The sequence below is a fragment of the Nonomuraea sp. NPDC050227 genome, assembly GCF_044459705.1.
Lineage (GTDB): Bacteria > Actinomycetota > Actinomycetes > Streptosporangiales > Streptosporangiaceae > Nonomuraea.
In genome coordinates this window covers 87,645-113,965 of sequence record NZ_JBITJF010000021.1, presented here as the reverse complement: position 1 = coordinate 113,965, position 26,321 = coordinate 87,645, and the positions used below count along the sequence as shown (strand labels likewise).

Here is a 26,321-nt window from a genome sequence, read left to right as displayed (position 1 = left end):
TCGACCGCACCAACCACCGCGCGAGCACCACCATCAACATCCTCACCGAACACCAGTTGACAGCAGCCCAAAGCCCTTAACTTCCCGGCATTGGGGCTAACCGGCGGTGGCCAGCTCGTGCAGCTTGGAGACGGTCTTCCAGTTGCGGGCGGTGGCGGTGACGCCGAGCTTCTTCTCCCAGAAGGAGTAGGACAGCTTGGTGTTGCGCACCCCGTCGGGGCACCAGACGTAGATCTCCTTGCCGACGTGCTTGAAGACGTCGGGCTTGAAGGCGTCGGGGTCGAGCGCCTTGATCGGCCCTGCGTCGGGCTCGTCCGACAGGAACGTGACGAGGTGCAGGGCGTCGTCGGCGGCGACGTCCCCGAGCGGGTTGGCCTTGAGGATCTCGCCCAGCTCGGCGCCCGTCCTGGCCAGGACGGGCACCGAGACGCCGAGGTCGCGGGCGAGCGCGGCCTGGATCTCGGCCGCCGCCGCCTCGGGGCTCTTCCCGCTGGTGTAGACGACGTTGCCGCTCTGCAGGTGCGTCTTGACGTCCTCGAAGCCGAGGCCCTCCAGCAGCTTGCGGAGCTCGGCCATGCTCACCATGTTCCGGCCGCCGACGTTCACTCCGCGCAGCAGCGCCACCTGCCTGGACATGTCGCTCAACCCCTTCTGCCCGCCACCGCCTGGGGACGGAACTGCCTGATGCGCTCGACCAGATAAGCCGCGTCGTCCTTTACCCACCAGATGAGCGCCGAACCGTAGGAGTGCTGGCACTGCATGCCGAGGACGTAGAGTCCGGGGGACGCGGTCACACCGCGGTCCTGCGTGATGCCGCCGCCCTCGTCCTGGACGGGCGCGTGCACCCAGGAGTAGTCGTAGCGGAAGCCGGTCGCCCAGACGACGGCGTCGACGTCGGCCGAGCGGCCGTCCTCGAAGCGCATCGTGCGGCCCTCGGCGTCGACCGTGCGGCCCACGAGCTCGAAGCGGTGCCGTTTGGCCAGCTTCTTCAGGCTCGGCCCGACCAGGATCGTCTTCTTGTGCAGCCGGTCGCGCTCGCCCATCAGCGGCTTGGCGATCAGCCCGAACTTGTCGCCCCACCAGTGCAGGCCCTTGCCCAGGAACCGGCGGCCGAAGTGCGGCAGCGGCGAGCCCTGCGACAGCAGCACGCGGCGGCCGGCGGCCAGCTCGGGCGCGATCTGGGCGCCGGAGTTCGCGGCGCCGACCACGACGACGGTCCCGCCCGGCACCTGGGACGGGTTGCGGTAGCGGCCGGTGTGCACCTGGTAGACCTCGGGGTCCAGCCTGCCCGCGAGCTCGGGCACCTTCGGCACCCGGTAGGCGCCGGTCGCGATGATCACCTGCGGCGCCTCGTACGTGCCCTTCGTGGTCTCCAGCCGGTAGCCGCCCTCGATCGGCTCCAGGGAGGTGACGCGGGTGCCGAGCCTGACCGGCAGGTCGAACTCCTTGCCGTACGCCTCGACGTAGTCGGCCATCTCCTCCTTGGTGGGGAAGCGGTTCTTCCGGCCGGGGAAGCGCAGGCCGGGCAGGGCACAGTACTCGGCGATCGTGAACAGCTCCAGGGAGTCCCAGCGCTGCCGCCACGCCTCGCCGAGCCGCGGTTCCTCGTCGAGGATGACGAAGGGGATGCCGGCCTGTTTCAGGTAGTAGCCCGCGACGAGCCCGCTCTGGCCGCCACCGACGACGATCACTTCAGTGTCCATGCGGCCATCGTCGCGCGCGGGCGCGAGGCGGTCTGCTCAACACTGAGCAGTTCCTGACATGCGAGTACGCGGAGCCCCCGGCCCCGCGTACCCGACTGCGTGCAGCGCCTACTTGAGGTTGAAGTTGAGGGTGACCTCCGCCGAGCCGTCGGTCTTGGAGACGTACCCTCCCTTGCCGCTCAGCCCCTTCAGCTCCTCCGTGCCGGAGTTCGGCACGACGGACCAGTCGGCCTTGGCCACGCCGCCGTCGAAGGTGCCCGTCGCCTGCAGCACGAAGGAGCCCTTCTTGCCGCGGACGCTCCCGACGACCTTCTGCAGGCCGACGAAGCTGGCCTCGGTGTCGCTGGCGTAGGCCATCAGGTACTCGGCCTGCCCCTCGCCTTCGATGTCGCCGGTCCAGGCATTGGTGACGTGGGCCTGAGTGAGCTTGGGCTGGCCCTTCTTCTCCTCGTAGGGCTTCTCGTCCCAACCGGTGATCTGGTACGAGCCCTTACCTTGGGTAGTCATGTCAGCTCCCTTTTTTGCTCTCTTTTTCGCTACCCCTGACCCTGGGCGCTATGCGTCGGCCGTCGGTCAACGCTCGCGTCCGAGGACGATGCAGGTGTTGAAGCCGCCGAACCCGAAGCTGTTGGACAGCGCGTAACGGATGTCGGCGGCCCGCAGCCTGCCGGGTGCGAGCCGGCAGTCGCGGTTGATCGGATGGCGCAGGTTCAGGTTGGGATGGACGAAGCCGCGGCGCATCTGCACCACGGTCGCGATCGCCTCCACCACGCCGGCCGCGCACATGCAGTGGCCGACCAGCCCCTTGGTGGAGTTGACCCACGGCCGGCCGAAGCTGTCGCCCAGCGCCCTGCGCAGCGCGGCCAGCTCGGCCACGTCGCCGCTGGGCGTCGCCGTGGCGTGGGCGTTGACGTAGTCGATGTCGCGCGGCCCGACGCCCGCGTTGGCCATGGCGTTGACCATCACCTTGGCCTCGCCCTCCTCGCGCGGGTCGGGCAGGCTGTTGGCGTCCAGCTTCAGGTCGTAGCCGCACAGCTCGGCCAGCGCCGTCGCGCCGCGCGCGGCGGCCGAGCGGGCGCTCTCCAGCACGACGCAGCCGGCGCCCTGGCCGGGCACGAACCCCTCGTGCTCCTCGTCGAACGGCCGGCACCTGGCCTGCTGCGGCTCCTCGACGCCGGCGACCGCCCCGAGCGTGGCCAGGCCGCGCTTCTCCATCGGCGACAGGTCGGTCATGGCGCCCACCACCAGGCAGACGTCCACCGCCCCCGACTCCACCAGCCGGCTGCCGTTGATGATGCCGACGTTGCCGCTGGCCGAGGCGCCGCCCACGGTGTAGCCCTCGCCCCTGATGCCGAACACCTGGCTGAGCGTGCCCACCCGGTCGGTGTCCATGAAGTGCAGCGCGAACCTGGCCGGAAGGTGGGCGGGGTTGTCCTCGTACTTGGGGTGCAGGTCGTGGGCGTAGCCGGAGCTGAGGTTGTGCCCGGCCACGACCAGGCCCATCCGCTCGGGGTCGGCGCGCGCCTCGTGCAGCCCGGCCTGCTCGTACGCCTGCATGGCGGCGACCAGGTCCATCTGCAGCGGCTGCGGCGAGCGGTTGGCCGCCCGCAGCGCGTTGCGCACGATCTCCTCGGGCAGGCGGCGGCGGGCCGCCACCGCCTCCCGGAAGCGGAAGCCCTTGACCAGGGCGGCCAGGCGCGGCCCGCCGTCGCCGGGGTCGGGCACCGGCCCGATCCCGCACCGTCCGGCCCGCAGCGCCCTGGTGAACGACGGGACGGTGGAGGCGATCGAGCAGACGATGCCCATGCCGGTGACGACGACCTTCATGAATGCCTCGCCAGCAGGTCCACCAGGGACCGGATGTCGTGCACCTCCTGGAACTCCGACACCGGCACGGTCAGCCCGAGGTCCTCCATGCTCATGGTGACCACGTCGGCCCGGTCGACGCTGTTCGCGCCCAGGTCGGTCAGGGTGCCCTCGGTCGTCACGTCGCCGGGCCGCAGGTCCGGCAGCACCCTCAGGACGTTCTGCTTGACGGTCTCGAAAATCTCCGCGTTTGTCATGGTGCCAGCCATTCGTAGGTTCGGTGGTAGTCCTTCGTCCCGGTGTTCACCAGGAGATCGCGGTCGAAGCGGGCGCGGGCGAGCAGGTGCTCGTACGCGCCCACGTCGACCTGCCTGTCCCGCTCCGGCACGAGGCAGGTCAGGGTCTCGGGCAGCAGCGCCGCGTACTCGTCGAAGCCGAGCTCGCAGCGGCCGTCCAGGTGCTCGCCGATCCGCATCGCGGCCAGCGTGCTCGCCGACTCCTCGTCCACCAGGCCGCTGAAGAACTCCGACGAGCAGCCCGAGCCGTAGGAGTAGAGGCCGACCCGGGCCGGTCCGTCCAGGGTGGCGTGGTCGATCAGGCTGGCCAGGGCCAGGTAGACCGAGCCGGAGCAGAGGTTGCCCACCCGTCTGGGGTAGGCGAGCGAGGGCAGCACCCGCCGCTCGAAGTCCTCCTCGACCGACGCCGTGCCGCCGCCCGACTCGCGCATCAGCTTGCGGTGCGCGGCCTTGACCATCCCGGCGAACGGGGTGTGCATGGCCAGATGGTCGAAGGTGGTGGCGAAGTCGGCGTCCTCGACCCTGGACCGGTAGCCGGCCAGGCAGCTCGTCAGGCAGTCGAGGTAGGCGAACAGCGAGCGGTCGGAGTCGGCGATGTCGAACGTCGGCCCCGGCCGGGCCGAGTCCATCGTCTCGTAGCTGTGGTTGCCGAACGCCCCCAGATCCAGGTCCAGGACGCGCGGCCGGTCGCTGATCAGCACGGCGGCCGCCCCTGCGCCCATGGCGGGCTCGGCGTAGGCGGCTCGCTCGTCCACCAGCGCCACGTCCGTCGCGATCACCAGCGCCTTCGCGCCGGGCGACACGCCCGAGGCGACGTACGCGGCGGCGAGCTGGACGGCCGCCGTGGCCGCGTAGCACGCCTGCTTGACCTCCACGACCCGGCAGCTCCTCGGCAGCCCCAGGTACTCGTGCACGTAGGAGGCCACCGACTTGCTGTAGTCGAGGCCGGACTCGGTGGAGGTGATCAGGATCTCGATCCGGTCGTCGCCGGCGATCGGCCGGGCGGCGTTGACGGCGTTGGTCACCGGGTCCTCGAAGGGCAGGCCGACCGAGCGGTTGCGCATCATCAGGTTGCCCAGGCGCTCGGCGTCGAGCCCGCGCCCCTCGAACAGCTCCGGCACCGGGATCTGGGCCAGGCCGCAGTAGACGTTGAGTGCCTCGATTCCGACGTTCACCTCACACGCTCCCACAGGAAGTCGACCAGGGCGTCGATGCTGGGCACGCCGCCGAAGGAGGACAGCGGCTCGCGCACGCCGAGCCGGTCGAGCACGGCCAGGATGATCTCGACCCGGTCCACGGAGTCCGCGCCCAGGTCCTTCAGGTGCGCCCGGCCGTCGATCTCGACGCCGGGCAGGATCTCGTCGATCGTCTTGTGCACGACGCCCTCGACGTGTTCACGCGTCGTCATCGGTGTCTCCCCTCCTGAGAACGCGCAGGGTGCTGACCGCGATCGTGCGGCCCCGGTCCTCCATGACGAGGTTGACGATCTCCTCGTTCTCGTCCTCCGGCGCCGGCCAGCACTCCAGGCTCACCCGCAGCACCGAGTCGGCGTTCGCGTTGCCCAGGTAGCACAGCCGCTGGTCGAGCACGACCCGCCGGAGGAAGTCGGCGACGCCGATCCCCCGGCTGCGCCAGAAGCGCAGCAGCACCCAGTCGACGATCGCGAAGTAGGAGGCGAAGTAGAGCAGGCCCACCCCGTTGAGGTCCCTGGACGGCTCCACCGGGTAGTCGGCGGTGAACGTGACCGGGTCGTCCGGTTTGCGGGCCAGGAACGTGCCGGTGCTCCGCGCGTGGCCGTAGATCTTCCGCGGCGAGTACGCGCCGGGCAGCGTCGGCAGGTGCTCGTGCCTGAAGTCCACCGGCGACGACTTGACCAGCCCTTCGTTGCTGCCGGGCGCGCTGCGCGAGATCCAGCGGTTGAAGGTCTCGACGTAGATGCAGCCGGGGTCGTCGAAGGCGTAGAAGCGGTCGGGGTCGAGCTCGCCCGTCCGGCCGCCGCCGCGGCCGATCCGGTGCAGGGCCAGCACCGACTCGCTGCCGAAGCCGAACAGCCGGGAGGTGACCTCCAGCTCGTCGCCGAACGTCAGCGCGTTGACGTGCAGGTCGCGGCTGCCCCTGACGTGGAAGTAGTAGAACGACAGGTACGTCGGGTCGCCGGCGGCGTTGCGCGCGTCGAAGGCGTTCGTGCCGCACAGCGCGCTGACCGTGTCCCAGGTCCAGTCGCCGACCTCGCCCATGAACAGCGAGCTGGGCCCGCACATCCCTGGCTTGACCAGCTCGGTCCTGGTCACGGTGCTGTCGTCAATTCTGTTCATCATGGAACTCGCAGATCAGCCGGTTGACGTGGTCGGGGCTGGTGAGCTGCGGGAAGTGACCCGCGTCGGGGATCTCCTCGTACCGGGAGTCGGGGATCAGGGCGTGCAGCAGGTGCGCGGTCTTGGCCGGGATGACGGTGTCGTACCGGCCCTGGACGATCAGCGTGCGCGCCCGGATCTCCGGCAGCCGGTCGTCCAGGTCCGGGCGTTCGGCGAACACGTCCAGGTAGCGCAGGCCGACCTGCGGGGCCATGCTCTCGGCGCGCAGCAGCAGCCGCATCAGGGCGTCCCGCCGCTTGCGCAGCCGCTTGGACCCGCTGCCCTCGATGACCCGGTCGAAGTCCTGGGTGGCCACCACCTCCAGCTTGTCGATGTCGCCGACCCGGTTGCCGATGCGGCAGGAGCTGCCGATCAGGATCAGCGACTCGGTGTCGTCGGGATGGTCGAGCGCGTACGCCAGGGCGACCAGCCCGCCGAACGACGCCCCGGCCACGTGCGCCGGGCCGCCCGCCACGTCGTGGCAGAGCCGGGCCAGGCCGCTGAGCGACAGGTCGGCGGCGGCCGTGGTCGCGCCGACCCCCGGGTGGTGCACGCTCGTCACCCGGTAGCGGTGGGCCAGGCCCTCGAACTGGCGGGCGTAGACGCCGGCGCCGATGTTGAACGGGTGCATGAGCAGCAGGGCCGGTCCTGAGCCGGCGCTGAACAGCTCGACGTCGCCGTCCGCGGTGGTGACGATCTCGTGCTCGACGTCGGGGTGGTGTTCGCGGAGGATCGCCAGGTTGGGGTTGTCGGGGTTGCTCGTCTTGGCAGCCCGGGTTTCGCTCTTCCGGCCTTTGGGACGGGCGGCCTGCGGGGCGTCGGCGCCGAGGAGGGCGCCCAGGCGGGCGGCGGCGTCCTTGGCCTCCTCGACGCTCAGGCCGACCGGCACCGCCAGGCGCACCACGCCCTCGCGGCCGAAGTGCGGAGCGCCCCTGATGCCCGTCTCACGGAAGATGCGCACGTGGTCGGCGTCCTTCAGCAGCACGCAGTGACCGCCGGGCGGGCCCTCCAGCGCGACGCCCGCCTCCGACAGGCCCTGCCGGAGCGCCGCCACCGCGTCCGTCCGGGCGCGGACCTGGTCGGCCACCGTCTCGCGGTCCTCCAGGGCGGCCGCCATGATCCGGCGGTTGGCCAGGCCGACGTCGCTGCCCCAGGTCTCCAGCCGCTCGGCGACCCGCTCGCGCAGGGCGTCGTCGCGGGTGGCGAGCAGGCCGCCGAACGGCACCCCGAAGTCCTTGGACAGGCTGATCGTGGCGCTGTCGGCCAGTTCGAGCAGCTCGCCGACGACCTCCCACACGTCCCGGCCGTCCGCCACCGCCACCGCGTTGTCCACCACGCGGGCGCCGTCGATCACCAGCGGGACGCCTCTTTCCGCCGCGGCCTCCTTGACCGCGCGCAGGTTGGCCAGCGAGGTCGGCGCGCCGCCGGCCGCGTTGTTGGCCACCTCCACGCAGACGAACGACACCGGCTCGTCCCCGGCCAGCTCCGCCTCCAGCGCCTCGACGTCGATCTCCGGGCCGCCGGGCAGCTCGACCGGCTTGAAGCCGTTGTCGGCCAGGCTCAGGAACCAGGTCGGGAACAGGCCGTTGTGCAGCACCCGCCCGCGCCGGCCCGGCCACGACCGGCACAGCAGCGCCTCGGCCGCCCGGCCGGAGCCCGTCGGGACGACGAAGGGGAACGGCAGGCCGTCGATCTCGGTGTCCGGGCGGGCGGCCGACCGTTCCGTCAGGCGCCGCAGCCGCTCGGCGATCCAGGGGGCGTCCAGCTCGGCCCAGGAATCGGTGATCAGGTCGGTGGTGACGTGGTGGGCGGGGACGCGGGCCGGCTCGCCGCCGTACCGGTTCAGCAGTCCGGCCATGTCCGGCATGTCCGCTGTCGGCTTGGCTTCGGGCTTGGCTTCGGGCTTGGCTTCGGGCTTGGCTTCGGCCGGCTCCTCGGTGGTGGCGGGGCGCAGGTCCGGGTCGGCGATCATGAGGATGATCTCCGAGACCGGCGTGCGGTCCTCCCCCTCCGGCTGGCACAGGTAGATGGGCACGTTCACCGGCCGGAACTTGTTCTTGAACTGGAAGTTCCCCTCGCCGAAGATGCCCGCCGAACGCAGCTCGTCCAGCGCCTGGCGCACGTCCGGGGCGGCGTTGGCCGACTCCTCCGTCTCCACGCCGAAGCTGGCACCGAAGCTGAACATCGTGCAGCCCTCCTCCACGAGCCGCTCGATGATCTGCACGATCGTGAACTCCAGCCCGCCGAGCGGCATGCCCTTGGGGTAGAACTCGACGTCCAGCAGGTAGCCGTTCTCCGACGGGATCTTCGTGATGACGACGGCGTTGGCCACCTCGTCGTCCAGGTAGGTGACGAAGACGCGGTGCCTGCCGTCCAGGCGGCCCTCCTCGATCTCCCGCCGGACGACCGACACGTACGGGTTGACCATCTGCTTGCGGCCGGCCCACTCGTCCACCAGCCCGGCCAGCCTGCGGTCCATCGCGGGGTCCTCGCCCGAGCGGTACTCGACCGTCCGGCACTCGCCGGCCTTGCAGAAGCGCCGCACCATGTAGCGCAGGCGTTCCATCCGGCCGCCCTTCAGCGTGAAGGAGCCCAGGTCGTCGAGCCGCTGCACGGCCCCGAACGGCGTCGCGCTGTACGGCTCCCCGGCCACCTCGCGCACCGGGAGGAGGGACAGGAAGTTCGGCCGCAGGCCGCGCGCCCGCGCGTAGGCGGTGTACTCCTCGACCAGCTCCTGGAAGTACTCCTCGGAGCCGGCGTAGCTCCAGGCCAGCAGGTTGCCGCCGTTCTCGGAGACGTGCAGGTAGCCCTTGCGCGCCGAGCCGATGAAGGCCAGCGGCGCGATGTCGCGTCCGGCCAGGCCGCCCTCCTTGGCGTGGCGGCGGTCGATGTCCGCGACCAGGTCCCGCAGGTCCGGGTGCCGGTGCAGGTCCCGCTTCAGCAGCACGGCCGGCTCGCCGTCGCGCGTCCTCGTCTCGAACGGGGCCGGTCCGTCCGGCTGCTCCGGGGGCTGTACGAACTCTGTGCCGCGCTCGTCGCGCAGGTGGGCGGCCAGGTCGGCGGGCGTGGGGTGGTCGAACAGGAGGGTCTTGCGCAGCGCGCCGACCTGCTTCTCCAGGACGCTCACCACGCGCAGCATCTCGAAGGAGGTCAGGCCGTTGTCGGCGAAGCTGCGGGCGGGGTCGAGCGGGCGTTCGATGATCGCGCCGACCAGGTCCGCGAGCTGGTCCTCCAGGGTGCCTGCCTTCCCTCGCGCCTGCCGCGGGGCCTTGGCTCGCGCTGGGCCGGGCTCCTGCGCCTGCTCGGGCGTGCGGGGGCGCTTCGGGGCCGGTTCTGCGGCCTTTTGCGCGGGTTTCGGGGCCGGTCTGGGGGCCGGTTCGGTGGTGCGCTTCGACGTCGGTTCGGTGGCGGGCTTCGGGGCGGGTTTCGGTTGCGGTTCTTGGGTGGGGGCGGAGTCGGTGATGGCTGATTCGACGGCGCGGGCCAGCCGGTCCACCGTGTCGTACTCGTACAGCTCGGCTGCCTGGAGGTCGAGGGAGAAGGCGGTGTTGATCGCCTTGACCAGTTCCATCCGGAAGATGGAGTCGAGTCCCAGCTCCTCGAAGGGAGTGTCCACGTCCACGCCGGCGGGGTCGGCGTCCAGGATCGTGGAGAGCCGTTCGCGCAGCATCTCCTCCACCCCGGCGGGCCCGCCGGCGCTTCCGGCGGGCGCGACCGGCGTCTCGTCCAGCCGCGCGGCCTCCGCCCGCTCGGCGGCGGGGGCCGGAGCGGGGGCGTCCGGCGTGCGGCCGCCCTTGGCGGCGCGCAGGCGCACCCTCCCGTCGCTGGTCCGCCGCACGACCGCGCCGTCCGAAGGCGCGGCGGACGGCACGGTGGAGGGCGCAGCGGCCGGGGCGGCGGCGCGGGACGGCTCGGGTGCGGTGAACCAGTGCTCGACGCGGGCGAAGGGCGGGCCGGGCAGCGAGACCCGCACCGGGCGCGGCCCCTGCCACAACCCCTGCCAGTCCACCTCGCTGCCGGAGACCCACGCCTCGGCGAGGTCCTCCGGCCCGGTGCCCCACGGCGCCGGGGCGTCCCTGCGGGCGGTGCCCCTGTGCACGCCCGCCGGTTCGCCGCTCAGCGCCCGTACCGCCTGCTCGCGATCGCTGACCACCACGGCGAGCCGTTCGGACAGGTGGCGGCGTCCGTTCTGGAGGGTCCAGGCGATGCGGTCGAGGCCGATCTCCGGATGTTCCCGGATGTACCGGGCGACGTTCCGCGCGTACTCCTCCAGGGCCTCCCGGCGGGCCGCCGACAGCACCAGCACCCGCGGCTCCCCCGCCTTCTCCGGCGGGGCCTGCTGCCGGTACGCCTCCAGCACCACGTGCGCGTTCGTGCCGCCGAAGCCGAACGAGCTGACCCCCGCCACCCGGTCCGGCCCGTCCCACGGCGTGAGCCGCGTGTTGATGGTGAACGGGCTGCCCTCCAGCCGCACGTACGGGTTGGGGCGCTCGTAGTGGATCGTCGGCGGCAGCGCCCCATGACGCATGCAGAGCAGCACCTTGAGCAGCCCGGCGATGCCGGCCGCCGCCTCCAGGTGGCCGATGTTGGTCTTCACGGTGGCGAGCGCGACGTGCGGGACGTCCGGCGCGGGCCGCCCCCGGTCGGCGTACAGCCGGGCGAACGCCTTCTTCATGCCCTCGATCTCGATCGGGTCGCCGAGCCTGGTGCCGGTGCCGTGCGCCTCGATGTAGCTGACGCGGGCGGGATCGACGTCCGCCTTGCGGTAGGCGTCGACCAGCACGCGCGCCTGCGCCTCGGGGTTGGGCGCGGTGAGCGAGCTGGCCCGCCCCCCGTGGTTGACCGCGCTGCCCCTGATCACGGCGAGGATCTGGTCGCCGTCCGCCAGCGCCGTCCGCAGCGGCTTGAGCAGGACGGCTCCGCAGCCCTCGCCCCGGCCGTAGCCGTCGGCGCGCTCGTCGAACGTCTTGCAGACGCCGTCCTCGCTGATCATCCCGGACTTGGCGAAGGCGATGTAGAGCCCCGGGCTGAGCGTCAGGTTGACGCCGCCGGCGATGGCCGCGTCGCACTCGCCGTCCTCGATGGCGCGTACCGCGTGGTGCAGGGCGACGAGGGAGCTGGAGCAGGCCGTGTCGACCGCCTCGCTCGGGCCGCGCAGGTCCAGCAGGTGGGAGACGCGGTTGGCCAGGATGCAGTCGGCCACGCCGCTGGCCGTGTGGGCCTCGACCGGCACGCCGTGCTCGCGCAGCAGGTCGTCGTAGTCGCACGCGGACACGCCCGCGAACAGGCCGGTCCTGGTGCCGGCCAGGTCGGCGGGGCGGTAACCGGCGTCCTCGACGGCCCGCCAGACGGTCTGCAGGAACAGCCGCTGCTGCGGGTCCATCATCGCCGCCTCCTTGGGCGAGATGCCGAACAGCGCGGCGTCGAAGGAGCGCACGTCGTCGAGGAAGCCGGCGCGGACGTTCGCCGTCTCGGGGTTCTCGCGCAGCTCGCGCCGGTCCTCGGGGACCGGGCGGGTCAGGTCGCGGCCCTCGGTCAGGTGGCGCCAGAAGTCGTCCAGGTCGGCGGAGCCGGGCAGCATGCCCGCCATGCCGATGATCGCGATGCCACCCGTCGCGGGCTTTTCCGTCGCACTCCCAGCCGTCGTGCCGGTCCCTGTGCTGGTCCCTGTGGTCGGTGGGTTGTCGGGGGCGGTCGGGGAGGCCCCGGCGCCGGGCCGTGGGGGCGAGGTCACGGTCTCCGGCGCCGGGCCTGGCTCGGCGTCCTCCTGCCGCCCGGCGGGGGCGGCGGGAGGTTCTGCGGCGGGGGCGGATGGGGTGGCGGGGGCGGGCGAGGTGGTGGCGGGGGCGGGTGGGGTGTGGGCGGCGGCGATCTCGGCCGGGTGCTCGGCGAGCAGGTGGTCGCAGAAGGTGTTCAGGTCGGTGGCCTCGAAGAGCACGGTCGGCAGCAGGTCGAGCTTGTACCGCTCGTTGACCTGGTCCACCAGCTCGGCCATGGAGATCGAGTCGAACCCCATGTCCATCAGCTCGGCGTCGAGGTCCACGTGCTCCTCGCCCACCAGCAGGAATCCGGCCGCCGCGCGACGCAGCTCCGCCCGGACCGCCTCGATCAGATGGTCGTCGGACCCGGTCGTCTCCGTCGCGGACATGGGCTCACTCATCTCCATAACCTCGGATTCGGGGTTCGCGGGCGGCTGGGACCGTTCGGGGGCGGGCTCGGCGGGGCCTTCGACCACGGCGAAGCTCGTCTCGGCTCCGGCCAGCCCTCGGGCGAAGGCGGCGAGCCCGGCGGCGGTGCTCATCGGGACGCTGCCCCAGCGGCGTTCGAACAGCCGGCGGGTGGCGTCGTCCACCTTCATGCCGCCCTCCTCCCACAGCGGCCAGCCGACGGCGAGCGTCCTGCCGTGCCCGAGCCGCGCGCGCCGCTCGGCGAAGTGGTTGAGGAAGGCGTTGGCGTAGGCGTAGTCGATCTGCCCGATGTTGCCGGTCTCGGCGGCCACCGACGAGAACAGCGCCAGGAAGTCCAGCGGCTGGCCGCGCAGGGCCTCGTCCAGCAGGACGGTGCCCAGGATCTTGGGCTCCAGCACGGCCCGCGTGTCCTCGGGACGTTTGCGCACGGCCCGCGCGTCCCGGTGGATCCCGGCGGCGTGGATGACGCCGTGGAAGGGGCCGTACCGGTCGCGCAGGTCACGCAGGTCGGCGGCCGAGCACACGTCGGCGCGCACGTAGACGGCGGGCAGTCCGGCGATCCGGCGCTCGATGTCGTCGCCGGGCTCGGAGCGTCCGGTCAGGACCAGCTTCGCCGCCCCGCGCCCGGCGAGGAAGCGGGCGAACGCCAGCCCGATGGCCCCGGCGCCGCCGGTGATCAGGTACGTGCCGTCCGGCCGGACGTCCAGCCCGGGCGGCGGCGGCTCGTACGGCTCCATGCCCTTCACCAGGCGGACGCCGTCGCGGTAGGCGACCTCGGAGACCCGCTGCTCGGGAGCGGTTCCGGCGGCGGGCGCCCGCAGCTCGGCCGCGACCTGCGCCGGTGTGGCGCCGGTGACGCACACGCCGCTGAACGCCGTGTGCTCCAGGGCCAGCGTCCTCAGGGCGGCGGCCAGGGCGGTGTGGTGCGGCTCGCCGGTCGCGGCGGACACCACCACCCTGAGCGGGCCCCCGTCGCGCAGGACGGCGGTGGCCGTGCGCAGCAGGGCGTCGAAGGCGGCGGTCCCGGGGAACGCGTCCGAGGGGGCGATCACGATGGCGTCGGGCGTCCGGCCCAGGTCGCCGAACTGTCGGGCGGCGTGTTCGGGGGGATCGTCCGGTGGGAAGGCGTCGCCGGGGCGGAGTTGGGCGCCGCCGAGCGCTTCGGCCAGCCGGTCGTCGTCGGTGATCACCAGAAGGGCTTCCGGTCCCCTGGGTCCTTCGGGGAGTGCGGCGGGTGTCCAGCGGGGCCGCAGGTAGGTGCAACGCCCGTCGGCGGCCTCCCCCGCTCCCTGATCGGACACCGGCCCGGCGGCGAGCTCGGAGCCCGTCTGAGAGGCGGCCGCGTCGGCGGGCATCGGCTGAGGGGCCGGAGGCCGGGGCATGGGGCTGGGTCGGTCGGCAGGGGTGGTGGGGAGCCAGTAGGGGCGGCGGTCGAAGGGGTAGGGCGGGAGGGTCACGCGGCGCGGGTGGGGGGTGGGCCAGTTGGCGGCCCAGTCCACCCGGGCCCCCGCGACCCATCCGGCCCCGAGCCCCTCCGCGCCGTCCTCCGGCGGAGCCTGGCCTGCGCCGGGCTCCGCCGTCCCCACGAGGACGCCCTCGGCCTCGCCGTCGCCCGCGAACGAACGCAGCCGGGCGGCCAGCTCGTCCAGGGTGGCAGCCCGGACGGCGAGCCGTTCGGGCAGCTCGGCGCGGCCCACCTGAGTGGTGTACGCGAGCTCCGCCAGCCCCGCCCGCCCGCTCGCCGCGACGTCGGCGACCTGGCCCGCCATGGCGCGGAGCTGGTCGCGGGTACGCGCCGAGAGCAGGATCACCTGCTCCCCCGCGTCGGCGGGCTCCGGCGGCGTCCCGGCGGTGGGCACGTACTCCTCCAGGACGACGTGCACGTTGGCCCCGCCGGCGCCGAACGAGCTGACCCCGGCCCGGCGCGGGAACGTCTCGCCGTCCAGGAAGGGCCGCTGCCAGTCGGTCAGCCGGTCCGGCGGCCGGAAGGGGGACGCGGTGAAGTCGATCTTGGGGTTGGGCGTCTCCAGGTTCGCGCAGGGAGCCACCTGGCCGTGCTGGAACTGCAGCAGCACCTTGGTCAGCCCGGCGATGCCCGCCGCCCCCTCCAGGTGCCCGATGTTGGCCTTGACGGAGCCGACCATCCGGTCCACGCGGTCCCCGTCCGCGAAGCCCTGGGAGGCGAAGGCCCGGGTCAGGCTGGCGATCTCGATGGGGTCGCCGAGCGCGGTGCCGGTGCCGTGGGCCTCGACGTACGAGATGGTCCGCGGGTCCAGCCCGGCCCGCCGGACCGCCTCGGTGACCAGGTCGGCCTGGGCGCTCGGATTGGGCACGGTGTACCCGGCGGTCTTCCCTCCGGCGTTGGCGAAGGCGCCCTTGATGACGCCGTAGATCCGGTCGCCGTCCCGCTCGGCGTCGGCCAGGGGCTTGAGCAGCACCGCCCCGACGCCCTCCCCCGGCACGAACCCGTCCGCCGCCTCGTCGAACACCTTGCAGGCGCCGTCGGCGGCGAGCATGTTCAGCGAGCAGAGCGCCACGAAGTGGGCGGGGTGCAGGATCAGGTTCACGCCGCCCGCGATGGCCTGCGCGCACTCGCCGCGCCGCAGGCTCTCGCAGGCGAGCTGGACCGCGGTCAGCGACGACGAGCAGGCCGAGTCGACGGCGAGGCTCGGCCCGCGCAGGTCGAAGAAGTACGACACCCGGTTGGCGATCGACCAGTACGCCGAGTGCGCCCCCGCGAACCTGCCCTCCGGCCAGCCCTCGGCCGCCGCCATGCGCCCGTAGGAGCCGTACATGGTGCCGACGAAGACGCCGGTGCTCGGCTGCCTGGTGTGCTCGCTCAGGTAGCCGGCGTCTTCGAGCAGGGTCCAGGCGGTCTCCAGGAACAGGCGTTCCTGCGGGTCGGTGATCTCGGCGTCGCGCGGCAGGATGCCGAAGAAGGGCGCGTCGAACTGCTCCACGCCCTCGATGAAGCCGCCCCACTTGCTGTAGGTGCGCTGCTTGCGTCCGCGTTTGGGGTCGTACAGGGCGTCCAGGTCGAAGCGGTCCGCCTCGGTGATGCAGTTCGCGCCCTTCGCCAGGTTGCTCCAGAAGGCGTCCAGGTCGGGGGAGGCCGGGTAGCGGCCGGTCACCGCGACCACGGCGATGTCGAGGGCCTGCGCGGCGGGCTCGCGGCGCGGCGCGGGCCGCGCCGGCTCCTCCGGCGCGGGTTCCTGGCCGAGGGCCGCGCGCAGGCGCTCGCCGTGCTCGTTCTCCAGGTACGCGGCCAGCTCCTCGATCGTCAGGTTCTCGAACAGCAGGGTGGACGGCAGCGGCCCCAGGTCCTGCTCGAACCGGTGGATGACGTTCTGGCTCACCAGCGAGTCGATGCCGAACGTCTCGAAGGTGGCGCGCTCGTCCAGATCGGTGCTCCCGTACTTGAGCACCTCGGCGAACACCCGCTTGACGTAGCCGCGGGCGCCGGTGCCGGGAGCTGTGGCGGCCGCCGTCTCGCCCACCAGGACGCACTGGTCGAGCTCCGCGACGGGCGTGCCGGGGATGCCCAGGGTGCGGGCGGGGGTGAGACCGGCGTCCCGGAACGCCCGCTGCCATTGCGGCGCGCCGAGCAGCGGGCTGTGCGGCAGGCGCAGCTCCTCGTCGGTGAAGCGCCACCAGCCCGGGGTCAGCCCGAACGTGAGGGTCAGGAAGTCGGCCGCCCTGGTCACCTCGTTGACCAGCAACCGTCCGCCGGGACGCAGCAGCGCGGCGGCGTTGCGCAGCGTCCGGCCGACGTCGGCGGTGGCGTGCAGGACGTTCGTGGCCAGCACGACGTCGTAGGTCCCGGGTTCGAAGCCCTGCTCGGCCGGGTCGCGTTCCACGTCGAAGAGGGCGAGCACGAGGTCCGGGCGGCGCGCGCCGAACTCCCGCTCGCCGTGGCGCAGGAACCCGGGCGAGACGTCGGTGTAGGTGTACTCGACGTCCTGGCCTTCGAGGGCGTCCAGCACGAAGCCGGTGCTCGCGCCCGTACCGGCGCCGATCTCCAGGACGCGGCGGGGGCCGCCGCGGGCGACCTCACCGGCCAGCAGCCGGTTGAAGTGGTCCGAGACCGCCTGCCCCTTGTAGACCTGCTCGACCAGGCTCATCGAGCCGCCGGGGAACAGCACCTCCATGGGGTCGCGCTCGCCCGCCAGCACGCCGGGCAGCGCCTCGACGCAGGCGGTCAGCAGCTTGACGTGCGGCTCCAGGTCGGGGAAGCGGGCCAGCACGTCCGCCGGCGACGTCTGCGGCGCGGGCCCGTCCAGCAGGTCGAACACGGCGGCGCGCAGCCGTCCGCGGTCCGCGCGCACGTTCTCGACGGCCCTCACCCGGTCGGCCGACCGGTGCAGCAGCCCGCGGGCCAGGTCGTCCAGAGCGGCGAACGCCGTCCGCGCCCGTTCCAGCTCACCGGGCTCGCCGGTCCGGCCGGGCTCAGCGGCGGCGTCCGGGGTGCGGACGCCGATGTGGGCCAGGCCCTTCGGCTCCGCCTTGACGACGAGCGCCTGCCGCGCGCCCGAGCCCAGGACGGACGCCAGCGCCGCCATGCCCTCCTCCGGCTCGATCGAGCCGATGCCCAGCTCGGCGAACCGGCCGTCGTAGCCGCCGCCGGAGACCGCGCCGACGCTGCCCCAGTAACCCCAGTTGATCACGCTGACCGGCCGGTCGGACAGGCTCAGCGCGTAGGCGTCCTCGAACGTGCTGGCGGCCGCGTAGTTCGCCTGCCCGCCCACCTCGACGAACGAGGCCGCCGAGGAGAAGTAGGCCAGGAAGTCGAGCGGCAGGCCCGCCAGCGCCTCGGCGAAGACGGCGGCACCGGCGACCTTGGGCGCGAGCACCTGGGCGAACGCGTCGTCGTCCATGTTGGCGAGCGTCATGTCGCGCAGCACCAGAGCGGCGTGGAAGGCGCCGTGGAGCTCGCCGAACCGCTGCCGCGCCGCCTCGACGGCCCTGCCGAACGCGGCCCGGTCGGCCACGTCGGCCCGCAGGTACACGGCCTGGCCGCCGAGCGACTCGATCTCGGCCAGCTGCTCGCGGATCTCGGGGCTGATCTCGCGCCGCCCGACCAGGGCCAGCCGCGCCCCCGCGGTGGCGGCCAGATGCCTGCTCAGGGTGCGTCCGAGGCCGCCGGTCCCGCCCACGATCAGGTAGGCCCCGCCGTCCCGGTACGGACTGCGTCCGGCGGTCAGGGGCAGGGGTTCCAGGGCGCGGAGGTGGCGGTGGCCGTCGCGGAGGGCGACCAGCTCGTCGGCGCAGCTCTCGGCGCGTACCAGGCGGGCGAGGTCGGCGGGCGGCTGCGGCGCGGCGCCGACGTCGATGACGGCGACGGTCCAGTGCGGGTGCTCGGCGGCCACCGCCCTGGTCAGTCCGATCACACCGGCCGCGTGCGGGACGATCTCCTCGTCCCCGACCCGCACGGCTCCGGCGACGACCACCTTCACCGTGGGGCTCCAGCCGCCGCGCCCCTGCTCGGAAAGCCGCTTGACCAGGCGGAACACGTCATGGGTGGTGGGGTCGTCGGCGGGCGGGCCGCTGCGGTCGGGCAGGGCGAGGACGTACACGGTGTCGTACCGTTCCTCCGGCGTCGCGGGCGAGGCGAGCGGGGCCAGGCGGCCGTCCTCGTGGGTGTCCAGGAGGGCGCGGGCCAGCGGCTCGGCGGCGGGGGTGTGCAGCACGAGAGCCCGGCCGCCGCCCGCACCGGGCTCGGTGGCGGCCTCGGTCCGGCGCCAGACGGGGGCGAAGATCATGCTGTCCGCCGGGCGGCTCGGCCGGGTCCGCAGGACGACCCCCCGGAACTCGGCCCTGACCCGCCCTGCGGCGTCGGCGAGGCGGACCGTGTACCCGTCCCGGCCCTCGTCGGTCACGTGGGCGTGGGCGGGGCCGGTGATCGGGCCGTCCAGCTCGGCCGACTCCACGCTGAACGGCATCGCGGGCTCACCGCCCTCGGGACGCAGCGCCGCGACGGTCTGGAGCGCGCCGTCCAGCAGCGCCTCCCAGCGCGCGCCGTCGCGCAGGACGCCGAGCGCCTCGCCGTCGCCGACGCGGACCTCGCGCAGCACCCGGAACCCGGGCCCGTAGTGCAGCCCGGCGCGGTCGAAGGCGCGGTAGAGGTCGTCGGCCGGACGGCTGTCCGCGCAACGGGCCTCGACCTGGGCGACGTCCAGCCGCCCGAGTGCGCCGTCGCCGGTCCGCAGGGTGCCGCGGGCGTGCCCGTCCAGCTCGAAGCCGCCGTCGTCGCGCACGACCACGTCCAGGGCGCGGGCCTCGCGCACCTCGAACGGGCGCAGCCACCGTACCCGCTCGAAGCGCACCGGACCGGACAGCCCGCCGCGCTCGGCGGCGATCGTCAGGAAGGCCACGCCGGGCAGCACGGGGGTGCCGCCGATCCGGTGGTCGGCGACCAGCCGGTCGTCGGGGCGGATCCACGTCCCGGGGGCGGGCCCGGCGAGGTGGTCGTCGCCGGGCCCGGCGGGGTGGTCGTCGCCGCCGATCCAGTGGCGCCGGTCGTCCGCGAACGGGTATCCCGGCAGCGGCACCCGCCGCCCGCCCGCCGTCAGGTCGTCCCAGGGGAGGTCGTCGCCGCCGGTGTACCGCTCGGCGAGGCGTCCCGCCTCACCGCGTGCCGGGCGGGCGCCGTCGCGCAGCTGGCCGCGCAGGTCGGCGAGGTCCCCGGCCACGTACGCGCACCGGGCCCCGGCCAGGTGCGGCCTGCCCACGGCGAGCGTGCGGGCGACGTCGCGCACGTCGAGCTCCGGGTGGGCGTCGAGGTGGCCGGCCAGTCCGGCGCGCAGCCGGGCCAGGGCCTGCTCGTCCGAGGCCGACAGGGGGACGACGACGTCCTCGCGGCCGCCGGCCCGCGGTTCGCGGGAGGGCGGCTCGGCGACCACGACGTGGCAGTTCGTCCCGCTGAAGCCGAAGCTGCTCACCGCCGCGACCCGCTCGCCGGAGCGGCCGGGCGTCCAGGGCGACAGCTCCGTGACCACTTCGAGCGCGCCGTCCGCGAAGTCGATCTTCGGGTTGGCCCGGACGAACCCCGGCGACGGCGGCAACTGCCGATGCCGCAACGCCAGCAGGGTCTTGAGCAGCCCGCCGATCCCCGCCGCCATAGTGGTGTGGCCGACGTTCGCCTTGAGCGAGCCGATGCGGCACGGGCGCTCGCGGTCCGCGCCGAACACCTTCGCCAGCGCCTTGACCTCGATCGGGTCGCCCAGCTCGGTCCCGGTGCCGTGCGTCTCGACGTAGTCCACCGCGCCGGGACGGATCCCGGCCCGCCGGTGCACCTCGGTCAGCAGTTCCGCCTGGGAGGAGGCGCTGGGCGCGGTGATGCCGTTGCTCGCGCCGTCGCCGTTGACGCCGCTGGCCCGGATCACGCCGTGGACGTGGTCGCCGTCCGCCAGCGCCCGGTCCAGCCGCTTCAGCACGACCACGCCGACGCCCTCGCCCAGCACGATGCCGTCGGCCGACTCGTCGAAGGGCGCGCAGGTGCCGGTGGGCGAGAGCATCCCGGCCTTGCTGCACCAGATGTGCATCCTCGGGGTGTTCATCACCGCCACCCCACCCGCGACCGCCGCCTCGCACTCGCCGCGCCGGATGCTCTCGCAGGCCAGGTGCACGGCCACCAGCGAGGACGAGCACGCGGTGTCCACGGCCATGGTCGGCCCGCCGAAGTCCAGCAGGTACGCGATCCGCGCGGGCAGCACCGAGGAGGCGTTGCCGAGGAAGGCGTGCCCGGTGTCGTCGCGTCCGGCCGCCGCCAGCAGGCCGGCGTAGTCGCCCGCGCCGCAGCCGACGAAGCACCCCCACGGTCTGCGGCCGGACCTGGCGGCGTAGCCGGCGTCCTCCAGGGCGTGCCACGCCTCCTGGAGGAACAGCCGCTGCTGCGGGTCCATCGTCTCGGCCTCCAGGGGCGAGATGTTGAAGAAGGCCGCGTCGAAGGCGTCGACGTCGGTGAGCATGGCGGCCCACTTGCTGTACGTCCGGCCCGGCGCCATGCGGTCGGCGTCGTACACCCGCGAGACGTCGAACCGCTCGGGGGGCACCTCGCGGATGCTGCACCGGCCGTCCGCCAGGTTCCGCCAGAACGTCCGGAGGTCGGGCGCGTCCGGGAACCGCCCGGCCATGCCGATGACGGCGATGTCCCCCTCCCGGACAGGCGCCTTCTCTCGTGCGGGGGTGGGCTCCTCACGGGCGGGGGGCTCTTCGGTGGGCCTCACCGCCTCCAGGGTGACCGTGCCGGTGTTCGCGGGAGGCTCGGCGGTCGTGGTGTCCGGCTCGGCGCGGTCGCCGTCGAGCGAGGGCAGCCGGACCTGGCCCGCCCGCTCCTCCGGATCGCCCGGTTCGGGCGTCTCGTCCCGCTCGGCGGGCGTGGGTTGCCTCGGTACGGAAGGTCGCTCCTCCGGGACCGGCTGCTCGGGGGCGGGACGTGGCGGAGGCACGGTCAGCCCGTCGGCGGCCACGGCCTCCCGTACGGCGTCCACCAGAGCGGGGACGGTCGGGTGGTCGTAGACGGCGACGGAGTCCAGGTCGAGCCCGAAGCTCCGGTTCAGGTCCCGGACGATCTCCACGGCCCCGATCGAGTCCAGCCCCATCTCGCTGAAGCTCAGCGAGTCGTCCACCTCGTGGGCCTGAAGGTAGAGGTGGCTCATGAGCGTGCCCTCGATGACCCGCCGCACCTCCCCCGGCTCAGGCCCGCCCCTCGCAGAACCCCCCTTCACGGGACGGGCCTTCGGTGACGCGCTTCTGCCCGTGTCCGCCTTCGGGGCGTCGCCTCTGAAGGTGTCCACCTTGGCGAAGTAGTCGTCGACGCGGGCCAGCGACTCCTCCCCCAGCACGCGCTCGTGCATCCCCGACTCCCCCGCGATGACGGCGGTCAGCCGGTCGAGCACCCGTCCGGCCAGCTCGGACTTGAGCGCCCGCAGGGCGGGCAGCGGCAGCGCGGCGATCGAGCGGGCGTGCCTGAGCGCCGCCTTCAGCACGGCGTCCTGCGGCAGGACGGTCACCCCGGCCCCCCGCCGGGCCAGCTCCTCACCCGTCACGGACCGGCCGGTGTAGAGCATCTCGTGCGCCGCCGACCGGCCGAGCCGCTCCTCCAGGATGTACGTCGCGCCCATCCCGGGCGTGAAGCCGAACTTCATGAAGTTGGCGCTGTAGACCCCCTCGGCCGCCATGATGACGAGGTCGGCGAAGAGCCCGAAGGCCAGCCCGCCGCCCGACGCGTGCCCCTGGACGGCGGCGACGACCGGCCGGTCGCACCGCAGCAGCCCCTCGTACAGGAAGGGCACGTCCGTGAAACGTCCTTCGCCGCCCGCGAGGGTGCGCAGGGCCTCCGGGGTGGCGCCCATGCTGAAGACGTTGCCGCTGCCGGTGAGCACGACCGCCTTGACGTCCTCGCGCCCGGCGATCTCGGCGAACGCGGCCTGGAGGTCGTCGATCAGCTCCCTGGTGAACATGGACGCGCCGGCCCCCATCACCACCAGCGCCACCCCGTCGGGCAGCACCTCGAACCGCAGCCCTTCCCCGTCCGGCACGAGCTCCACGGCCTGCTCCTCCGGCGTCTCCACGGCGGGCGGCCCGGTGGGTGACTCGAACAACGGCTCGGCAGGCGGCTCGGAGGTCGTGGTGGCGCGCTGCCAGCGGCCGAGCCAGCAGCTCTCCTCCTGGAACGGGTAGACCGGCAGCGAGACCAGCCGCCCGCCGTCGTGGCACTCGCGCCACGGCACCTCGGCTCCTCCGGCCCAGGCGGCCGCCACCTCTTCCAGCCGTCCGGCCCGGAACAGCCGGACGCAGTCCGCCGCCGACGGCGTGCCGTCCTCGCCGCCGGAGCCGGTGAAGACGCCGGGGCCGGGGTTCGCGCCCGCCGCGTACGCCTCCAGCCCGTCCCGCAGCTCGGCCGCGTCGCGCACGACGAGCGCCAGCCGCTCGGCCATGCCGGTCCGTCCGACCTGCGAGGTGTAGGCGAGGTCGGCCAGAGCCGTGCCGGGCCCGGCCAGGTCGGCGACGGTGTCGTCCAGCGAGAGGCCCTGTCCGAGCTGGATCAGCGCGGCCGGGTCGAGGCCGAGGTCGCCCAGCGAGTCGGCCGGGTCGAGCTGGTCGGCGGGGATGCCGAGCAGCGCGGCCACCCGTTCGACGGCGCCCCGGGAGCTTGAGAGGGAGCCGTCCGCCGTGGCGGTCTCCGCCAGGAAGCGGGTCCAGGCGCGGGCGTAGTCGCGCAGCGCCTCGGGCGTACGGGCGGAGAGCACGACCAGGCAGGGCCCGTCCGCGCCCGGCCCGGGAGCGGGCTCCGGCGCCTCCTCGACCAGGACGTGCGCGTTCGTGCCGCCCGCGCCGAACGCGCTGACCCCGGCCCGCCGGGGCGTGCCGTCCGCGCGGGGCCAGGGTTCGAGCGCGCGCTGCACGTGGAAGGGCGTGGCGGCGAAGTCGATCTTCGGGTTGAGCTCGTCGGCGTGCAGGGACGGCACGAGTTGCCCGTGCTGGAGCTGGAGCAGCACCTTGGTCAGCCCGGCGATCCCGGCCGCGCCCTCCAGGTGGCCGATGTTGGACTTGACCGAGCCGATCGCGCAGTCCGCGCCCTCCGGCAGGGCCTGGCGCATGCCCTCGACCTCGATCGGGTCGCCGAGCGAGGTGCCGGTGCCGTGCGCCTCGATGTAGCCGATGCTCGCCGGGTCCCAGCCGGACCTGCGGATCGCCGTGCCGATGAGCTGGGCCTGCGAGCGCGGGCTCGGGACCGTGGCGCCGCTGGTCCGGCCGGTGTGGTTGACGGCGGTGGCGGCGATGACGCCGTAGACGTGGTCGCCGTCCGCCAGGGCCCGCGAGAGCGGCCTGAGCAGGACGGCCCCGACGCCCTCGCCGGGCACGTACCCGCTGCCGCCGGCGCCGAAGGCGCGGCACCGGCCGTCCTCCGACAGCCAGTGTCCCTGGGCGAGTTGCAGGTACTTCTGCGGGTGGACGGTCGCGTTCACGCCGCCGGCCAGGGCGAGGTCGCACTCGCCGCGCCGCAGGCTCTCGACGGCCAGGTGCACGGCGGTCAGCGAGGAGGAGCAGGCGGTGTCCAGCGCGATGCTCGGGCCGTGCAGGTCGAGGGTGTAGGAGACGCGGTTGGCGATGGAGGCGTGCATGGCCGTGGGGGCGACGCCGCCCTCCCCGCCCTCGACGAGCTGGTAGTGGTTCCACATCACGCCCGCGAACACGCCGACGTTCTGCGCCGACAGCGACTCCGGCGGGTGGCCGGCGTCCTCCAGCGCGTGCCAGCAGGTCTGGAGGAACAGCCGTTCCTGCGGGTCCATGCGTTCGGCGTCGCGGCGGGAGATGCCGAAGAAGGCGGGGTCGAAGCGGTCGACGCCGTCGAGGAAGCCGCCCCACTTGCCGTACGTCCTGCCACGGGCGCCCTTCTCGGGGTCGTAGATCTCGTCGTGGTTCCAGCGGTCGTCCGGGATCTCCTCGATGCAGTCGCGTCCCTCGGCCAGGTTGCGCCAGAAGGCGCGCAGGTCGGGGGCCTGCGGGTACCGTCCGGCCAGCCCGACGACCGCGATGGGCTCGTCGCCGCGCACTTCGCCGGGCTCGCCGCCGCCCGCCGCCCGCGCCTCCGCGCGGGGCGTGGCGGCCGCGGGCCGGGAGGCCGGGCGGGGCGAGGGTTGCGGCGGGGCGGGCGGCAGCAGCGTGGGGACGCGGTCCGCGTCGCCGTGCAGCACCGTCAGGACGTCCTCGCTGCCGCTCAGGGCGCGGTCGAACACGTCGAGGGCGGCCTCGGTGGGCAGCGGGACCATCCCGGTGGCCGTGCGGGCGCGCTCGACCGTCTCCGGCCCGACCCGCATCCCGCCCTCGGCCCAGTACGGCCACGCGATCGCCAGGGTCCGGCCCGGCCGGTCCCGTCGCGCCGCCCGCCGCCGGGCGAACTCCTCCAGGTACGCGTTCGCGAAGGCGTAGTCGGCCTGCCCCGGGTTGGCCAGCGACGCCGACACCGACGAGAACACCACGAAGCAGTCCAGGTCGTCGTCCTTGGTCGCGGCGTCCAGGTGGCGCACGCTCAGGGCCTTGGCCGCCACCACGGCCTCGATGTCGGCGGCCCGTTTGCCCGGGTAGAGCCCGTCGCGGTTGACGCCCGCGCAGTGGACGACGCCGTCGATGCGGCCGTGGCGCGCCCGGACCGTGGCGAGGGCGCGCTCGACCTGGTCCGGGTCGGTCAGGTCGGCGGAGATCTCGGCGTTCCTGCTGATCGGCACGGCCGTGGCCTGGTGGCGGCGTGCCAGGTGCTCGGCGAGGAGGCGGCCGATGCCGCCCGTCCCGCCGGCGATCACGTACACGCCGCCCTTCCTGATCGGGACGCGCCCGCCGGGCTCGGGCTGCTCGGGCGGCTCGACCGGGAGCCAGCGGCGCACCAGGCGTTCGCCGTGCTCGTAGCGGATCTCGGGCTCGGCGGAGGCGTCCCGCAGCACGTCGGCGGAGGCGGAGACGTCGGAGGAGGCAGGGGCGTCAGCGGAGGCGGGGGCGGGGGCGAGGGCGTCGGCGGGGTCCAGGCGGATGCTGCGGCAGCGGATCAGCGGGGTCTCGGCGGTGATCGTCCTGGCCAGCGCGCCGACGGCCTCGTGGGCGGGGTCGTCGCCGGCGTGGGCGTAGGTGAGGGTGACCGGCCGCTCCGGCTTCGCGGCGAGGACGGCCTTCGCGGTCTCCCAGACGGCCAGGCACGGGTCGGCGGGCTCACCCGGCGTGGCCCGGATCACCAGGTGCCGCGAACCGTCGTACCGGGCGCCGGGGGTGATCTCGCGGTACTCGCCGGGGTCGTCGCCGTCCTCGGGTTGCGGCACCCACACCTCGCGGAAGCAGCGCGTCTCGCCCGGCTCGGGCTCCGGCTCCCCCGGGGTGAGGTCGTAGGCGGAGGAGAGGTGGGCGGCGAGGCTGTCGATGTCGCCGTACTCGAACAGCAGGGTCGGGTAGAGCCGCCGCCCGACGATCTTCTCCAGCCGTTCGCTGATGTCCACGAGCGTGACCGAGTCCAGGCCGAGGTCGTAGAAGCCGGTCCCGGTGGGCACCTCGCCGGGCGGGCGGCCGAGCGGCCCGGCGACGAGCTCGCGCAGGCGGCCGACCAGGTCGCCGGAGCCGTTGTGGCCGGTGGCGGACGGCTGCTCCGGGCGGGCCGGGTCGTCGAGCAGCCGCTCGATCAGACGCGGCGACCTGATGCGCTTGCACGACAGCCCGCCGAACCCGGCGACGAAGCGCCCCCGCTCGTCGTAGAGGCCGAAGTCGTTGGTGATCACGTCGCCGGACGGCGCGATGCTCTCCGGGCGCGGCGCGTACACGTGGAAGGCCGGGCCGAGCCGCCGGGGCGCGCGGAACTCGGCGATGTAGACGGGGATGAACGGCTCCCGCCCCGACGCCTGGGTCTGGCCCAGCCCGGCCAGGGTGGCCGCGTCCAGCCGGGCGGGGTGCAGGTGGAAGCCCTCGTGGCCGGGGGCGGGCGCGTCCTGCCGCAGCTCGGCGAGCAGGTAGCCGTCGCCGTGGTGCAGCCGTCCTGCGCATTTCATCGGGGCGCCGTGGCTGATGTCCTCGGCCCTGGCGCGGGCGTACAGGTCCTCCATGTCGCCGTGCCGCCGGGCGCCGCGGCGGAGGGCGTCCAGGTCGATCGGGCCGGGCTCGGGGCCGGTCGGCGTGCCCACCTTGCCGGTGAAGTTCCGCCGCCAGCCGGACAGCGGCGTCCCGTCCCTGCTCCAGCGGCTCTCCGCCCGCACGTCGGCGCCGTCGACGGTGACGCGGATCTCCCGGTCGGCCTCCGGCTTGGTGACGATCGCCTCGGTGAACAGCACCTCGCGCAGGACGATCTCCCCGGGGTCGCGCCCGGTCGCCATCAGCGTGCGGAACACCAGATCGAGGAACGTCACCCCGGGCATGACGGACACGTCGTGCACCCGGTGGTTCCGCATGATGAAGTCGGTGTGCTTCAGCGTGGTGTGACACTCGATCGCGGGCATG

9 protein-coding genes are annotated in these 26,321 nt (G+C 73.7%); all 9 read right to left on the bottom strand.

Annotated elements, in window-relative coordinates:
• Window positions 1-96: 96 nt before the first annotated feature.
• Complete coding sequence (locus ACIBK9_RS50990; RefSeq protein ID WP_397166614.1) at window positions 97-636, bottom strand: DUF1697 domain-containing protein; 540 nt, start codon at window positions 634-636, stop codon at window positions 97-99.
• A gap of 5 nt (window positions 637-641) precedes the next feature.
• A complete protein-coding gene (locus tag ACIBK9_RS50985) occupies window positions 642-1,703 on the bottom strand; it encodes an NAD(P)/FAD-dependent oxidoreductase (protein WP_358298241.1) in 1,062 nt (353 codons plus the stop codon).
• Between the two features lie 108 nt (window positions 1,704-1,811).
• Entirely contained in the window at window positions 1,812-2,210 is a 399-nt protein-coding gene (locus tag ACIBK9_RS50980; RefSeq protein ID WP_352327373.1) for a DUF3224 domain-containing protein, read from the bottom strand.
• Window positions 2,211-2,276: 66 nt separating this feature from the next.
• On the bottom strand, window positions 2,277-3,530 hold the full coding sequence (locus tag ACIBK9_RS50975; RefSeq protein WP_387665472.1) for a beta-ketoacyl synthase N-terminal-like domain-containing protein: 1,254 nt from the start codon (window positions 3,528-3,530) through the stop codon (window positions 2,277-2,279).
• Entirely contained in the window at window positions 3,527-3,766 is a 240-nt protein-coding gene (locus ACIBK9_RS50970) for a phosphopantetheine-binding protein (RefSeq protein ID WP_358298245.1), read from the bottom strand. Before ACIBK9_RS50970 ends, ACIBK9_RS50975 begins: the two co-directional genes overlap by 4 nt.
• Entirely contained in the window at window positions 3,763-4,980 is a 1,218-nt protein-coding gene (locus tag ACIBK9_RS50965; protein WP_358298247.1) for a hydroxymethylglutaryl-CoA synthase, read from the bottom strand. The genes ACIBK9_RS50970 and ACIBK9_RS50965 overlap by 4 nt, the downstream gene beginning before the upstream one ends.
• Window positions 4,977-5,213 carry a phosphopantetheine-binding protein gene (locus ACIBK9_RS50960; protein WP_352327369.1) on the bottom strand — a complete coding sequence of 79 codons (237 nt, stop codon included), beginning with the start codon at window positions 5,211-5,213 and terminating at the stop codon, window positions 4,977-4,979. The genes ACIBK9_RS50965 and ACIBK9_RS50960 overlap by 4 nt, the downstream gene beginning before the upstream one ends.
• Complete coding sequence (locus ACIBK9_RS50955; protein ID WP_364337106.1) at window positions 5,200-6,123, bottom strand: LnmK family bifunctional acyltransferase/decarboxylase; 924 nt, start codon at window positions 6,121-6,123, stop codon at window positions 5,200-5,202. Before ACIBK9_RS50955 ends, ACIBK9_RS50960 begins: the two co-directional genes overlap by 14 nt.
• Window positions 6,107-26,320, bottom strand: a complete 20,214-nt coding sequence (locus tag ACIBK9_RS50950; protein ID WP_397166611.1) for an SDR family NAD(P)-dependent oxidoreductase — start codon at window positions 26,318-26,320, stop codon at window positions 6,107-6,109. The genes ACIBK9_RS50955 and ACIBK9_RS50950 overlap by 17 nt, the downstream gene beginning before the upstream one ends.
• Window position 26,321: the final 1 nt, after the last annotated feature.

What these genes read in the sequence shown, in the direction of transcription:
- ACIBK9_RS50985 (WP_358298241.1), bottom strand. Translation starts at nt 1,703, where the DNA reads ATGGACACTGAAGTGATCGTCGTCGGTGGCGGCCAGAGCGGGCTCGTC.
- ACIBK9_RS50975 (WP_387665472.1), bottom strand. Translation starts at nt 3,530, where the DNA reads ATGAAGGTCGTCGTCACCGGCATGGGCATCGTCTGCTCGATCGCCTCC.
- ACIBK9_RS50970 (WP_358298245.1), bottom strand. Translation starts at nt 3,766, where the DNA reads ATGACAAACGCGGAGATTTTCGAGACCGTCAAGCAGAACGTCCTGAGG.
- ACIBK9_RS50980 (WP_352327373.1), bottom strand. Translation starts at nt 2,210, where the DNA reads ATGACTACCCAAGGTAAGGGCTCGTACCAGATCACCGGTTGGGACGAG.
- ACIBK9_RS50955 (WP_364337106.1), bottom strand. Translation starts at nt 6,123, where the DNA reads ATGATGAACAGAATTGACGACAGCACCGTGACCAGGACCGAGCTGGTC.
- ACIBK9_RS50990 (WP_397166614.1), bottom strand. Translation starts at nt 636, where the DNA reads ATGTCCAGGCAGGTGGCGCTGCTGCGCGGAGTGAACGTCGGCGGCCGG.
- ACIBK9_RS50960 (WP_352327369.1), bottom strand. Translation starts at nt 5,213, where the DNA reads ATGACGACGCGTGAACACGTCGAGGGCGTCGTGCACAAGACGATCGAC.
- ACIBK9_RS50950 (WP_397166611.1), bottom strand. Translation starts at nt 26,320, where the DNA reads ATGCCCGCGATCGAGTGTCACACCACGCTGAAGCACACCGACTTCATC.